Annotated in this window: 12 protein-coding genes; 11 read left to right on the top strand and 1 reads right to left on the bottom strand. The window is 47.7% G+C overall.

Features of this window, described 5'->3' with window-relative positions; translation table 11 throughout:
* The first annotated feature begins 3 nt into the window (after nt 1–3).
* Nucleotides 4–1,824, top strand: a complete 1,821-nt coding sequence (locus BT127_RS01935) for a hypothetical protein (RefSeq protein WP_075423347.1) — start codon at nt 4–6, stop codon at nt 1,822–1,824.
* A 41-nt stretch (nt 1,825–1,865) separates the two neighbouring features.
* Here BT127_RS01935 and spoIID read toward each other — a convergent pair whose 3' ends face one another.
* On the bottom strand, nt 1,866–2,879 hold the full coding sequence (spoIID, locus tag BT127_RS01930; RefSeq protein ID WP_075423346.1) for a stage II sporulation protein D: 1,014 nt from the start codon (nt 2,877–2,879) through the stop codon (nt 1,866–1,868).
* Nucleotides 2,880–3,046: 167 nt separating this feature from the next.
* Here spoIID and BT127_RS01925 point away from each other — a divergent pair, with 167 nt between their 5' ends.
* The 10 genes from BT127_RS01925 to pgsA are packed head-to-tail and all read left to right on the top strand — an operon-like array spanning nt 3,047 to nt 13,532.
* Complete coding sequence (locus BT127_RS01925) at nt 3,047–4,405, top strand: citrate synthase (RefSeq protein WP_075423345.1); 1,359 nt, start codon at nt 3,047–3,049, stop codon at nt 4,403–4,405.
* A gap of 28 nt (nt 4,406–4,433) precedes the next feature.
* A complete protein-coding gene (locus BT127_RS01920) occupies nt 4,434–5,750 on the top strand; it encodes a hypothetical protein (RefSeq protein ID WP_075423344.1) in 1,317 nt (438 codons plus the stop codon).
* A 53-nt stretch (nt 5,751–5,803) separates the two neighbouring features.
* Nucleotides 5,804–6,505, top strand: coding sequence for a response regulator transcription factor (locus tag BT127_RS01915; protein WP_075423343.1), 702 nt, complete (start codon nt 5,804–5,806; stop codon nt 6,503–6,505).
* Entirely contained in the window at nt 6,505–7,911 is a 1,407-nt protein-coding gene (locus BT127_RS01910) for a sensor histidine kinase (protein ID WP_075423342.1), read from the top strand. The genes BT127_RS01915 and BT127_RS01910 overlap by 1 nt, the downstream gene beginning before the upstream one ends.
* Before the next feature lie 16 nt (nt 7,912–7,927).
* Entirely contained in the window at nt 7,928–8,938 is a 1,011-nt protein-coding gene (locus BT127_RS01905; RefSeq protein WP_075423341.1) for a DUF1385 domain-containing protein, read from the top strand.
* Nucleotides 8,932–9,789, top strand: coding sequence for a peptide chain release factor N(5)-glutamine methyltransferase (prmC, locus tag BT127_RS01900; RefSeq protein ID WP_075423340.1), 858 nt, complete (start codon nt 8,932–8,934; stop codon nt 9,787–9,789). Before BT127_RS01905 ends, prmC begins: the two co-directional genes overlap by 7 nt.
* Nucleotides 9,789–10,982: a recombinase RecA gene (gene recA, locus BT127_RS01895; protein ID WP_075423339.1), complete on the top strand. Its 1,194-nt coding sequence runs from the start codon at nt 9,789–9,791 to the stop codon at nt 10,980–10,982. Before prmC ends, recA begins: the two co-directional genes overlap by 1 nt.
* Nucleotides 10,982–11,617, top strand: coding sequence for a regulatory protein RecX (locus BT127_RS01890; protein WP_075423338.1), 636 nt, complete (start codon nt 10,982–10,984; stop codon nt 11,615–11,617). Before recA ends, BT127_RS01890 begins: the two co-directional genes overlap by 1 nt.
* A gap of 2 nt (nt 11,618–11,619) precedes the next feature.
* Entirely contained in the window at nt 11,620–12,951 is a 1,332-nt protein-coding gene (gene rimO, locus BT127_RS01885) for a 30S ribosomal protein S12 methylthiotransferase RimO (RefSeq protein WP_075423337.1), read from the top strand.
* Entirely contained in the window at nt 12,948–13,532 is a 585-nt protein-coding gene (gene pgsA / locus BT127_RS01880; protein ID WP_075423336.1) for a CDP-diacylglycerol--glycerol-3-phosphate 3-phosphatidyltransferase, read from the top strand. Before rimO ends, pgsA begins: the two co-directional genes overlap by 4 nt.
* Nucleotides 13,533–13,541 lie beyond the last annotated feature (9 nt).

Genomic DNA, 13,541 nt, shown 5'->3' with positions numbered 1-13,541 from the left:
TTTATGAAAAGGATCAATAATATGGACTTACTTGAAAATACTGATCAGAATATCATTGACCGCATCGCCGAGGAATATCCTCCTTCGGATGAAGACGAAAAAGAAAAGATATTCAGAATGACAATGGAAAAATACAACAGTAAAAAATCAGCCGACGGATATGAAGATACAGAAGTTACCGTCAGCGGAGTAGAGCACTACAGAAAGTTTTCATGGGTGAGAATAACAAGTGCGGCGGCGGCTTGTCTCGCCATAATAGCAGGTACAGCAGCAACGCTGCACATGAACCTTGCAGACAAGGGCGAACCTGATATACCTCAGCCTCATCAGGTAGCTACAGCCGTTACAAACACACTTACTACCGAACCTGCAAGCAGCGGAAATACAGACTCGGAGAACGCAGTTTCAGCCGTATACGAAGTACCTTTCGGCAAAATGACAGACTATGAATACACTGTAAGCAGCGGAGACCTGCCAAAGGAAAAAGAGCATACAGAAGATCCCCATTTAATGATCTATAGCACCAGCGGAGAAACCGCCTTCATGTTCTGGGATATGGATAATAAGTTATCCGCTGATAAACGTGCTTCGCTTGATGCGTTATTCAGTCAGCAGCAGTGGGAAGAACTTCCTTCAGACAAAATGGTATCAGACGATACAGACGACAATCATATCCTTTACAGATTCACAGCCAGAACAGACAACACGCTGCGTATCATATGGATCCGTGACGATAACTCGCTTTTCTTCAACGAAATAGAGCTTACAGAAAAAGACGGAAAACTCTTCACAGATGCCGACTTTAACAAAGGAAAGAACTACAAAATAGATTCAGCAAAATACAAGGCAGCTATAGACGCAATATTAAAGGGCGAAAGCGTTCCTGCACCTACAGAAGCAAATACCGAACCCACAACAGAACCCGCTTCATCCGCCGCAGCTGATACAACAGAAGCTTCCGAACCTCAGGCTTTTGATACAGAGCATACCGTCACAGTTGATACGTACAGTTGGCAGACACACGCTCCATTCGGCAACTTCAAGGATTGCGATTACCGCTTTGCTTCCGCAAAAGAGGGCAGTCCTATCGCCAATGCCGCAAACACTCTGACAGAACCCGACCATAATACACGTATAGTGCTTGAACTCGGAGATTCAACGGAATATCGTGAATTTGCGTGGGATACGCCTCTCAGCGACGAACAGAAGAAAACCATATCGGATATCTTCAACAACTATACATGGAACACCACCACTCAGCCAAATATGGAAACTGTCACAGATGATACCGATTCTTTCTCAATGATGTATATGGAAGACTCATTCATATACGAAATAACCTTCATAGAAAATAACATTATGCGTTATGATCTCTATGTAACACACGGTATTGTCGGAAATGATGATTATCTCGCTCGGAAAGTGTCAACATACTATTACAGCATTGATTACGCTTATTTCAGGGATGCGATCGCTCAGGCAGTTGTATCGCCATACCGGTTCCATGAGCAGAATGTTTACTTTACCCTGAATTCGGACGGTACCAACCGCTCATATGATATCGTATGCGTATATAACCGCGGAGATAAGGTCAGTGAAGAACGCGCTGAACCGTTCATTGCCTTTGAAGGTGTCACCGCAGACTACGGTATCGGAATTCAATTTGTAAAGAATATACCCGATGTACAGACAGCTCAGCTATGCATAATCAACAAGAGCACTCAAATCAGAGCGGTAATGGGCGAATATACCTATGATCCGAACACAGATTCTGTAACAACAGTATTTGAAGACCCCCAGGCAGCTTATTCTGCCGTTCAATAATCTCCATACAATGAACTTATCCTTTATTTTGGCGGACTTTTTCAGTCCGCCGATTTTTTTATCTCACAATGCGGGTAATAGTGCATTAGTATCTCCCTCCAGCTGCTGCCCTGTGCCGCCATTGCATCTGCTCCGTACTGACTCATCCCTACACCGTGACCAAATCCCCGTGTTGTGAATACCGCTTCGTTTTCACGGTATTCCACCGCAAAACACGCAGACCTCAGTCCCAGTGCGATGCGGATATCGTTGCCTGTTGTCTCTATATTTCCGACATGTGCCGATATCACAGTACCCGAATCCGAGACACTGTCCACTGTTACCCACTGTCGCATATCTCCGCCGAGTTCCGCAGAGGGGAACGATGCTTTCAGACGTTCTTCAAGCTCCTGGCGTGTAAATGAAGCGCTGTCGAGGTACTTCGGTGCAGATATATCCGCAGAGCTGTCCACAGGCACAAGGTAATCCACCTTTGTGCCCCATACATTCTCAGCACTTTCCGTCCTGCCTGACGAAAGAGAGTGGAATGCCGCTATAACAGGCTCGTCCCTGTAGGTTATAAGGTAGGGAAGGACCTCGTCCACAGCGGAGCTTATCCTGCCGTAGCTTTCCTCGAAACTGCCGCCGAAGCGCTCACGTATCTGTTCGGGAGTGAAATACCCCTGATACTTCGAGGTATCGTTGGAGAAATCCGCGCCTTTAAGGGAAGGATCAGGGGAGTCCTCCTCCTGCAAGTGGCGGCGTTCTGCATAGGTATGGGCGGCTACAGCCTGAGCTTTCAGGGCTTCCTCTCCGAAGGATGCAGGCATCTCGGCACAGACCGCTCCTATAACGTACTCCCTGACGGGTACGCTGTAAACCTCTCCCGTAGATACATCCAGAACCTTATAGACCTGTGCATCCTCAGACTCGTCCCCGAATATATATTCATGGAGCTCCACTCCGCTTTCTGATGCCGTTCCTCTGCCTGTAAGACCGAACGAAGACGTTACGGCAAGAGGCAGAAATACTGCTGATACTGAAAAAACTGCGGCTGATACAAGGTATCTTTTCATATTGCTTCTCCTTTGCTGATATATGGTTTTAACCTCCCCTTTTGCAGAGAGGCGAAAGGCTCCGCATGTGCTTTGTGATTTCTTATGGGCAATCGCTTATAAATATTTGACACAAGCGAAAAAAAGGTGTATAATGAATAGTGAATAATTTTTAGGAGAGTGATCATATGCCCGCTTTTATCTCAGGTGCCAATATTACAGGTCTATGCAAGGAACTTGCAGATAATTCCGCTATCAACAGCAGTCTTTATGAAAAATATCACGTCAAGAGAGGTCTCAGAAACAGTGACGGCACAGGAGTTGTGGCAGGCATCACCAATATATGCAACGTTCACGGCTATCTGATGAACGAGGGCGAGGTCGAGCCTATCCCCGGTCAGCTCATTTACCGCGGATACAATATCAACGATATCGTCAACAATGTTGAGGCTGAGGACCGCTACGGCTACGAGGAAACTTCCTTCCTCCTCCTTTTCGGACACCTCCCAAACAAGAAGGAACTGAAAAACTTCACTACATACATCTCCCTCAAGCGTGACCTGCCTACAGGCTTCGTTGAGGACATGATACTGAAAGCTCCTTCAAAAAACATCATGAACAAGCTCGCACGTTCCGTACTTGCTCTCTATTCCTACGATGACGAGTGCGAGAACAAGGGCATCGAGAGCGAGATGCGTACAGCTATAAGCCTTATCGCAAAGCTCCCTGTCATCATGGCGAACGCTTATCAGGTAAAGAAACGTGTTTTCGACAACGCAAGCATGATTATGCACCCGATAAACTACGAGGAAAATACCGCACAGTGCATACTCTCACTGCTGCGTCCCGACAGACAGTACACAAAGGACGAGGCTCAGATGCTGGACCGTCTCCTTATGCTTCAGGCTGAACACGGCGGCGGAAACAACTCCACATTTACATGCCGTGTGCTCACATCATCAGGCACAGATCCATATTCCGCTTATTCCTCGGCTATATGCTCACTGAAGGGACCTCGTCACGGCGGTGCCAACCTTCAGGTCATCAACATGCTGGATAACTTCAAGGCAAATATCAAGCACTGGGACAACGAAGGCGAAGTTGCTGACTATATGCGCCGTACTATCCGCAAGGAGACAAATGACGGCTCGGGACTCATCTACGGTATGGGCCACGCTGTTTACACTATATCCGATCCCCGTGCAGTTATCCTCAAAAAGAAGGCATTCGAGCTTGCAAAGGGCAAGGATATCGAAGCCGAATTCAAGCTTCTCGAGACCATAGAGCGTCTTACTCCCGAGATATTCAAGGAGATGAAGGGCAGCGACAAGACCATGTGTGCAAATGTCGATATGTATTCGGGACTCGTTTACCGTATGCTCGGCATCCCTGACGAACTCTTTACTCCGCTCTTTGCTATCGCAAGAATGTCAGGCTGGGCTGCTCACCGTATGGAGGAGATCCTCACAGGCGGAAGAATAATCCGTCCCGCTTACAAGGCTATTGCCAAGGCTCATGAATATATAAAGCTCGAAGAAAGAGAATAATGCGGCTTCATTCCGCTAACATAAAGATATGAAGAAAATACGTATCATTCTTTCGCTTCTGCCGTTCACAGTCCTTACAGGCTGTTCGTTCGGTGCAAGTATAGATACACTTATGGCGCCGCCGAAGCTGAGCGTTGAACAGGAGCAGATATTCGCTGCCCTCACCAAGGCAGAAGGCTCTGCCATAAGTCTTAAATACCCCAAATCAGGAAAATATCTTTCCGCCTTCATTATCGAGGACCTCGACGGCGACGGCGGCAACGAAGCTGTTGTCTTCTATGAGCGCAACAGCATTACAATGGACGAGAACCAGCTTCGCATTAATATTCTCGACGAAGAAAACGGCGAATGGAGCTCTGTATACGATACCTCTGCGGAAGGTCCCGAAATTGAGAAGGTAATGATATCTAAGCTCGGCGATAATCAGCGTATAAACCTGATAATCGGATGCAGCTCCATAAACCGTTCCGAAAAGAACGTTTCAATATATACCTATACAGACGGCATACTGGTAAGAGACTTCGCAAGCGCCTATTCTTTCATCGACGTTACAGATATGGACAGCAACGGCACTGACGATTTCCTGCTTATATCGGGCGCAGGCTCGGGAACTCCCGCGACTGCATCCGCCTATATGCTTGATGCAGATGCAAGCTACCACGAGCTGTTCAAGTGCGAACTGAACGGAACTCCCACAGAATTCGATGTTGTGGGCTACGGTGATGTTGGCAACGGCAGAAAAGGTCTGTATATCGACACTGCTTCAGGTTCGGGAAACATACAGACGGATATCATATATATCGACTCAAAGGGACACAATAAGGTTTTTGCCACGCCCGAGGAAGCTCAGATAACTTCACGTCCCGCAGGCTTCAGCTCGTTCGATATCGACAGCGACGGAGTTATTGAGATACCTGTACAGTCCGATGCTCCCGGATACGAGGAAGCTTCGGAAAGCGAGAAAATGAAGCTCACCAACTGGATGTACATCGGCAATAACGGCAGAATTGCAAGAAAATACACCTCATACTACAGTATAGGTGACGGATATATCTTCATTTTCCCTGAAAAATGGCGAAATAAGGTCACGGTCAAGCGTGATGCGATAAATGACGAGATAGTTTTCTGCGCCTATGCCGACGGCAAGGAAGGCCGCGAACTTCTCCACATTTTCTGCGCCGAAGACGCAGCTTCCCGTGAGGACCACATCTCATCAGGCTATATGCTGCTCCACACAAAGGGCGAATCGGCATATCTTGCCTATATACCACAGTCCGACAGCAACAGCGACGGCCTCTCTATCAGCGAGGGCGATGCAGCAGTCGGATTCAGATTCAGAGAATAACATACCGGTAACTATTACCTTTAACATAAATCTATTTTAAGGAGCTGAACTAAATGAAACGCATACTTATCTGCGAGGACGAGGATACTATCCGCGAATTCGTCGTTATAAACCTTAAACGTGCAGGCTATGACGTAGTTGACGTAAACTGCGGCGAGGCTGCCCTGAAAACTTTTGAGGCTGAACACGGCAACTTCGATATCGTGCTTCTCGATATAATGATGCCCGGTATCGACGGTTTCACAGTCTGCAAGAAGATACGTGAAAAAAGCTCTACCATAGGCATAATAATGCTTACCGCAAGAACTCAGGAAATGGATAAGGTAAGCGGTCTTATGATAGGCGCTGATGACTATATAACAAAACCCTTCTCACCATCCGAGCTCAATGCGAGAGTTGACGCTATCTACCGCAGAGTTTGTATGAGCTTCATCAAGAACGAGAAGCAGTCGGTGATAGAATCTGGCCCCTTCGTACTCAACCTGAAAAGCCGTACAGTCACCAAAAACGGCACTCCCATCGAGCTTACGCAGGTTGAATATCAGATACTCGAATTCTTCATGAACAACAAGAATACCGCTCTCGACCGTGCAAGCATCCTCAACCATATCTGGGGCGAGAGCTACTACGGCGATGATAAGATAGTCGACGTCAATATCCGCCGCATCCGCATGAAGATAGAGGAAGAACCCTCTAACCCCAAATACATCATAACTATATGGGGCTATGGATACAAATGGAATGACAATCAGTAATGGCTAAAAAAAGCATAACCAAACGCTGGATAGTAAATAACCTGGGCGTAGTTGTACTGGCGCTCCTTGTTATAGAGATGATAGTTATTTATGCTGTTCAGAATTACTTCTATAATTCAGCGAAACAGTATATGATATCAAAGATAAACGCTGTTACCAGTGTTCTGAGCATACACTCTCAGGACAGCTCAACAAACTTCTCCGCTGAAATACGAAATACCCTTGAAAACTTCAACGAGAAGGACAAAATAGAGCTTATGGCTATAAACTCAAAGGGCAGGGTAGTCCTTACTTCATCGGGATTCTCTCCCGACGAGGATATGGTAATGCCCGACTATGAGGAAGCTATGACAAAGGGTGAAGGTTCGTGGACAGGAAGGCTTTCGGGCGGCGAGAAGATACTTGCAGTATCCGTTCCTATCAACTCCTTCAACAGCGAATACAACTCGGTAAGGATGGTAACCTCCCTGACCGAGATAGACAGCACCATAAAAGGCTATATACTGGCGGTAACTATAGTTTGTACCGTTATCATACTCATCATCATAACCACAGGTCTTTACTTTGCAGGCTCTATCGTAAAACCTATACGCCAGATAAGCAATATCGCAAGGAAATTCGCCCTCGGCGATTTCTCTGTGCGTATACAGAACGACAGCGATGACGAGATCGGCGATCTCTGTACCGCCATAAACCACATGGCTGACGAGCTTTCAACTGCCGAAGCCATGAAGAACGAGTTCATCTCATCGGTCTCACACGAGCTGAGAACTCCTCTCACCGCTATCAAGGGCTGGGCTGAAACACTTATGGTGGACGGCGGCGAGGATCCCGAGACTATGAAAAAGGGCGTCGGGGTTATCGTAAACGAGACAGAACGTCTCTCGCAGATGGTCGAGGAGCTTCTGGACTTCTCCCGTATGCAGAACGGCCACTTCACCCTGCAAAGTGCAAATATGGATATACTCGCCGAGCTTGGCGACGCCGTGCTCATATACAGCGACAAGGCAAGGCGTGACAATATCACTATAATATACGACGAACCTGAGATGCTCCCATTCGTTTTCGGCGATAAGAACCGCATCCGTCAGGTATTCATAAACATAATAGACAATGCAGTAAAATACTCATCCGCAGGAGATACCGTTACCATAAAGGCTATGGAGAAGGATGACAACGTTATCGTTTCTGTTGCCGATACGGGATGCGGTATCAAGGAATCAGACCTTGCAAAGGTAAAGACAAAGTTCTACAAGGCGAACCACACCCGCAGAGGTTCGGGAATCGGCCTTGCTGTTGCTGACGAGATCATATCGATGCACGGCGGTTCTATGGACATAACAAGTAAAGGCGAGGGTATGGGTACTACCGTTACGATAACCCTGCCCGCAAAATCAGATTCATAACAGTTAGGAGATACCAATGGCTGATAAAAACAATGCACCTTCCGCAGAAAAATTCAAATCCAAGATAGGCGGACAGGCGCTCATCGAAGGCATAATGATGCTTGGTCCGAATACGGGAGCTATGGCATGCAGACTGCCCGACGGAACTATTGACCTTGAAACATGGGAAGAAAACAACGGAAAGAACGCTCCGTGGTACAAGAAAACTCCGCTGGTGAGGGGATGCGTAAGCTTCGTTACCTCACTGACAAAAGGTTACAAATACATGATGAAGTCCGCTGAAAAGCAGATGGACGAGGAAGAGCTTGCGGAATACCACAAACAGAAGGAGGGTACTTCTTCGGAAAGCGGTACTGCTTCTGAAACTGCCGAAAAAAAGCCCGCTGAGAAAAAAGAGGAGGGCAACGCCTTCTTCAATGCAGTTATGACTATCGGTTCGATCCTTGGAGTCGTTATCGCTGTGGGACTTTTCGTGTTCCTGCCCAAATTCATTGTGGGACTCGTTCCTGCTTTCACTGCAAACAACTTTGTGCGCTCACTTCTTGAGGGCATAGTAAAGATAGTTATATTCGTGGCATATATGGCTCTGGTAAGCCTTATGAAGGATATCCGCAGACAGTATATGTACCACGGCGCAGAGCATAAGACAATCGCCTGCCATGAAGCTGAGCTTCCGCTTACTGTGGAGAACGTCCGCAAGCAGACACGCTTCCATAAGCGCTGCGGTACGAGCTTCATCTTCATCGTACTTATTATCAGCATACTCGTTATGTGCTTTGTTCCATTCAGAGTAACATGGCAGAGAATAATAGCTTCACTCGTGCTTCTTCCGCTGGTTGTCGGCATTTCTTACGAGTGCATACGCCTTGCAGGAAACAAGGATAACCTCTTTACAAGGATACTCTCCGCTCCGGGACTCGCTATGCAGCGCATAACTACCCGTGAACCCGATGACAGCATGATAGAGATAGCTATTGCCGCTCTCAAACCCTGCATCCCCGAGGACAAATCGGAGGACAAATGGTAAGCAGGTCCGCACTTTACAAAGAGTGCTCCGAACTGATGAAGAACTGCGGAACAGACGACGCCGAATACGATGCAATGTGCATTTTTCAGGACGTTCTCGGCGAAAAGAATCCCCTGTTCCGTCCCCTTGAAGCAGTTGAGGAACGTGACGAACAGCTCATCCGCATCATGACAAAGCGCAGATGCAGCGGCGAGCCGCTTCAGTACATACTGGGCGAATGGGAGTTCTACGGCTATCCATTCAAAGTGGGAAAGGGAGTCCTTATCCCCCGTCCCGATACCGAAACACTTATAGAACAGGTACTTGATATATGCCGCAGCGAGCACCTTGAAGCTCCGCGAATAGCAGACCTCTGTGCAGGAAGCGGCTGTATTGCGGTAACACTGAAAAAACAGCTTCCCAATGCGGAAGTCACTGCTGTTGAGCTTTCAGATGCCGCTATGGATTACCTGAAACAGAACGTTTCTCTCAATTCAGCGGACATCAGGATAATAAAGGGCGATGTTCTTTCACCTGAAACCGCCGCTCTTTTCGGGGATATGGACATTATCGTAAGCAATCCGCCCTACCTCACTCAGGAGGATATGGATACACTGCAGGAGGAAGTCACTCACGAACCCTCATCCGCTCTTTTCGGCGGCGGGGACGGTCTTGATTTCTACCGCAGAATGACTCCGCTGTGGAAAACCACACTTAATAGCAACGGCTGGCTGTGCTATGAATTCGGCATGGGACAGCATGATGACGTAAAGAATATACTCGCCGGAAACGGCTTTAAAAATATCACTCTGCGCCGCGATCTCGGAGGCATAATCCGTACCGCAGCCGCACAGATACAGGAGGATAAGTAATGGCAAAGAAGGAACTTGCAAAAAAAGCTGCCGTTGTTAAGGTAACAACGAAGGAAGACAAGCAGACTGCCCTTAACGGCGCTCTGAAACAGATAGAGAAAAAGTATGGCGCAGGTGCTGTAATGCGTCTCGGACAGACAAAGACTCTCAACGTTGATGCTATCCCGACAGGCTCCATGATGCTCGATATGGCACTGGGTATAGGCGGTGTTCCGAGAGGACGTATCGTAGAGATATACGGTCCCGAAAGCTCGGGTAAAACTACCGTTGCTCTTTCGATAATCGCTCAGGCTCAGAAGCTTGACGGTGAAGTTGCTTTCATCGACGTTGAACACGCTCTCGATCCTACCTATGCAAAGGCTCTCGGCGTAAATATCGATAACCTTCTCGTATCACAGCCTGACAGCGGCGAACAGGCCCTCGAGATCGCCGAAGCTCTCATCCGTTCGGGCGCTATCGACGTTATCGTTCTTGACTCTATCGCTGCTATGACTACCCGTGCCGAGATAGACGGCGAAATGGGCGACCTTCACGTTGGTCAGCTTGCAAGACTAATGTCTCAGGCTATGAGAAAGCTCACCGCAGCTATATCCAAGTCGAACTGCGTTGCTATATTCATCAATCAGGTGCGTGAAAAGATAGGCGTTATGTACGGAAACCCCGAGACTACTCCCGGAGGAAGAGCTCTTAAGTTCTATTCATCCGTCCGTATCGAGGTCCGTAAGGGCGAGGCTATCAAGGACGGCGCTAACATCGTCGGCGCAAGCACACGCTGCAAGGTAGTTAAAAACAAGGTAGCTCCGCCGTTCAAGGAGGCTACTTTCGATATGATGTACGGCGAGGGAATCTCACGTACAGGCGAGGTACTTGACCTTGCTGTTGAGCTCGATATCATCAAGAAGGGCGGCTCGTGGTTCAGCTATAACGACCAGAAGCTCGGTCAGGGACGTGATAACGTCAAGGAACTGCTGAAAAACGATCCCGTACTCATGAAGGAGATAGAGGATAAGATACTCGCTCGCAAGGACGAACTGTTCGATGCAGTTACTCCTAACGGCAAGAAGTCCGCAGCAAAGCCTGCTGAGAAATCAGCCGACTCTTTGGACAATGCAGATAGTGCTCCTTCAAATGAAGAGGATATCCTCGTTGATATCGATGAGGACTTCGAGGAGTTCACTCCTGCTGAGGAATAATGGAAGTCACTTCTGTAAAAAAATACAAGGGCTCTACCTATGAGGTGGAACTCGACGACGGACGGAAGATATACCTGCATATCGATATTATAGCTGACTATGGCTTAAGAAGCGGTATGCAGCTTGAACGCGATGAGCTGAGAAAGATAATATATTCCTCAAACTTCCGCCGTGCATATCAGTATGCGCTGTATTGCCTCGATCACAGGGACTACTCCGCAAAGGAAATGACCAAAAAGCTCATCGGAACATATAAAAACGAAAGGCTCTGCACCGATGTGGTGAAGAAGCTTACAGACAATACGCTCATCGACGACGAACGCTATGCCGAAAAGCTGGCGCGAAGAATGGTCGAGAAAAAAAAATACGGATTCAGAAGGGCTCTGCGTGAGATAACGCTCAAAGGCATAGATAAATTCACAGCCGAGGACGCTCTTGCACCTTACAGCGGGACCTATGCCGAAAACCTCATGCACCTTCTGAATACAAAACACTACAGATATCTCACAGACATAGAGGACAGAAAGTCTGTGGAAAAAGTAAAAAGCGCTCTTGTCCGCTATGGATACGGATTTGACGAAATAAACCGTGCAGTTAAAGAGTATTTCGAGAACGCTGGATTATCGGAGGAATGATCATGCCTATCAAGGTCGGAATGGTATCACTGGGCTGCTCAAAGAATCTTGTGGATTCCGAGAGGATGCTCTATAAACTGAGAAAAAGCGGCTATGAACTGGTGACTGAACCCGGACTTGCCGATGTTGCGGTAGTCAATACCTGCGGATTCATACAGTCCGCAAAGGAAGAAGCTATCGAGACTATACTCGAGCTTGGAAAGCTGAAAGAGGACGGCACCCTGAAGAAAATTATTGTCACAGGATGTCTCGTTGAAAGATATAAGGAAGAAATAGCCGAACAGTTTCCCGAGGCGGACGCTGTCATCGGTATCGGCAACAATAAGGATATCGTCGATGTTCTCGACCACGTCCTTGCTGATGAGAGATATATAAACTTCGCTCCGAAGCTGGATGCGGAACTTACAGGTGAACGTATCATATCTACGCTTCCCTTCTTCTCATACCTTAAGGTAGCTGAGGGATGTTCCAATTGCTGTACATACTGCGCTATACCTCAGATACGCGGAAAATTCCGCAGCGTTCCGATGGAGGACGTTCTGAAAGAGGCTCGGTGGCTTGCTGACAACGGCGTTACAGAGCTCGTGGTAATAGCTCAGGATACATCACAGTACGGCTTCGACCTCTACGGCGAGTCAAAGCTCCCCGAGCTTCTCCGTGAGCTTTGTAAGATAGAAAAGCTCCGCTGGATACGCACTCTCTACTGCTACCCCGAGCGCATTACCGATGAGCTCCTTGAAACTATAGCTTCCGAGGAAAAGCTGGTAAAGTACCTTGAAATACCGATTCAGCACTCGGACGGCGATATACTCAGCCGTATGCACCGCTGGGGCGATGCGGAACAGCTTGAAGCACTTTTCGCTCACATCCGCGAAAAGATCCCCGGAGTTATCCTGAGAACTACCCTTATCACAGGCTTCCCCGGCGAAACAAAAGAGCAGTTCAACTCACTTGCCGAGTTCGTACAGCGTGTACGATTCGACCGTCTCGGCTGCTTCGCTTATTCCTGCGAGGACGGCACTCAGGCTGCTAAATTCCCCGATCAGATCGAACCTGAGGAAGCTGCTCACCGTGCAGATATAATCATGGAACAGCAGCTGCTCATAAGCAGCGAGAACAATGCCAAACTTATGGATAAAGAGTTCACCGCTGTAGTCGAAGGCTTCGACCGCTTCGGCGAATGTTGGTTCGGAAGAACCGAAATGGACGCTCCCGACATCGACGGAAAAGTTTTCTTCACTTCTGAAAACCCGCTTTCAGTCGGTCAGTACGTCAAAATAAGGATCACCGATACACTTGATTATGACCTTATCGGAGAGGTGATAAACGAATGAATCTGCCAAATAAACTGACTCTTTTAAGAGTATGCCTTATCCCATTTTTCCTGCTGTTTTTCTATATCGATATACCGTTCCACTACCTTATATCACTGGTGGTATTCGCAGGAGCTTCCATTACAGACGCTCTCGACGGAAATATAGCAAGAAAAAGAAACCTTGTTACCAATTTCGGTAAATTCCTTGATCCCCTTGCAGATAAAGTCCTCGTACTTTCTGCACTTGCAGTATTCGTGGAAGTACCCGAGATACGCGTTGGCGCTATCCCGCTTATTATCATAAGTGCCCGCGAATTCATGGTATCGGGACTTCGCCTTCTTGCTGCCGACAGCGGTATCGTAGTTGCAGCAGGAATATGGGGCAAGCTCAAAACTGCATTCACTATGACAGCTATCGTGGCTTCACTTGCATGGCTGTCACTGCGCTTTGATATAGGCGCAGGACTGCCCGAGACTCTCTGCTCGGCAGTTGACAACGCGGTAATACCCGCACTTATCTGGATATCCACTATCCTGACCGTAATATCAGGAGCTATCTACCTTAAAGGCTACTGGTACCTTATCGATTCGGATAAATAAAACAGGAGG

Source organism: Ruminococcus sp. XPD3002 (genome assembly GCA_900119535.1).
GTDB lineage: Bacteria > Bacillota > Clostridia > Oscillospirales > Ruminococcaceae > Ruminococcus > Ruminococcus flavefaciens_H.
This window is presented reverse-complemented; position numbering and strand designations above follow the sequence as displayed.

Coding starts and splice junctions, on each gene's coding strand:
- BT127_RS01935 (WP_075423347.1), top strand. CDS start 4: ATGAAAAGGATCAATAATATGGACTTACTTGAAAATACTGATCAGAAT.
- spoIID (WP_075423346.1), bottom strand. CDS start 2,879: ATGAAAAGATACCTTGTATCAGCCGCAGTTTTTTCAGTATCAGCAGTA.
- BT127_RS01925 (WP_075423345.1), top strand. CDS start 3,047: ATGCCCGCTTTTATCTCAGGTGCCAATATTACAGGTCTATGCAAGGAA.
- BT127_RS01920 (WP_075423344.1), top strand. CDS start 4,434: ATGAAGAAAATACGTATCATTCTTTCGCTTCTGCCGTTCACAGTCCTT.
- BT127_RS01915 (WP_075423343.1), top strand. CDS start 5,804: ATGAAACGCATACTTATCTGCGAGGACGAGGATACTATCCGCGAATTC.
- BT127_RS01910 (WP_075423342.1), top strand. CDS start 6,505: ATGGCTAAAAAAAGCATAACCAAACGCTGGATAGTAAATAACCTGGGC.
- BT127_RS01905 (WP_075423341.1), top strand. CDS start 7,928: ATGGCTGATAAAAACAATGCACCTTCCGCAGAAAAATTCAAATCCAAG.
- prmC (WP_075423340.1), top strand. CDS start 8,932: ATGGTAAGCAGGTCCGCACTTTACAAAGAGTGCTCCGAACTGATGAAG.
- recA (WP_075423339.1), top strand. CDS start 9,789: ATGGCAAAGAAGGAACTTGCAAAAAAAGCTGCCGTTGTTAAGGTAACA.
- BT127_RS01890 (WP_075423338.1), top strand. CDS start 10,982: ATGGAAGTCACTTCTGTAAAAAAATACAAGGGCTCTACCTATGAGGTG.
- rimO (WP_075423337.1), top strand. CDS start 11,620: ATGCCTATCAAGGTCGGAATGGTATCACTGGGCTGCTCAAAGAATCTT.
- pgsA (WP_075423336.1), top strand. CDS start 12,948: ATGAATCTGCCAAATAAACTGACTCTTTTAAGAGTATGCCTTATCCCA.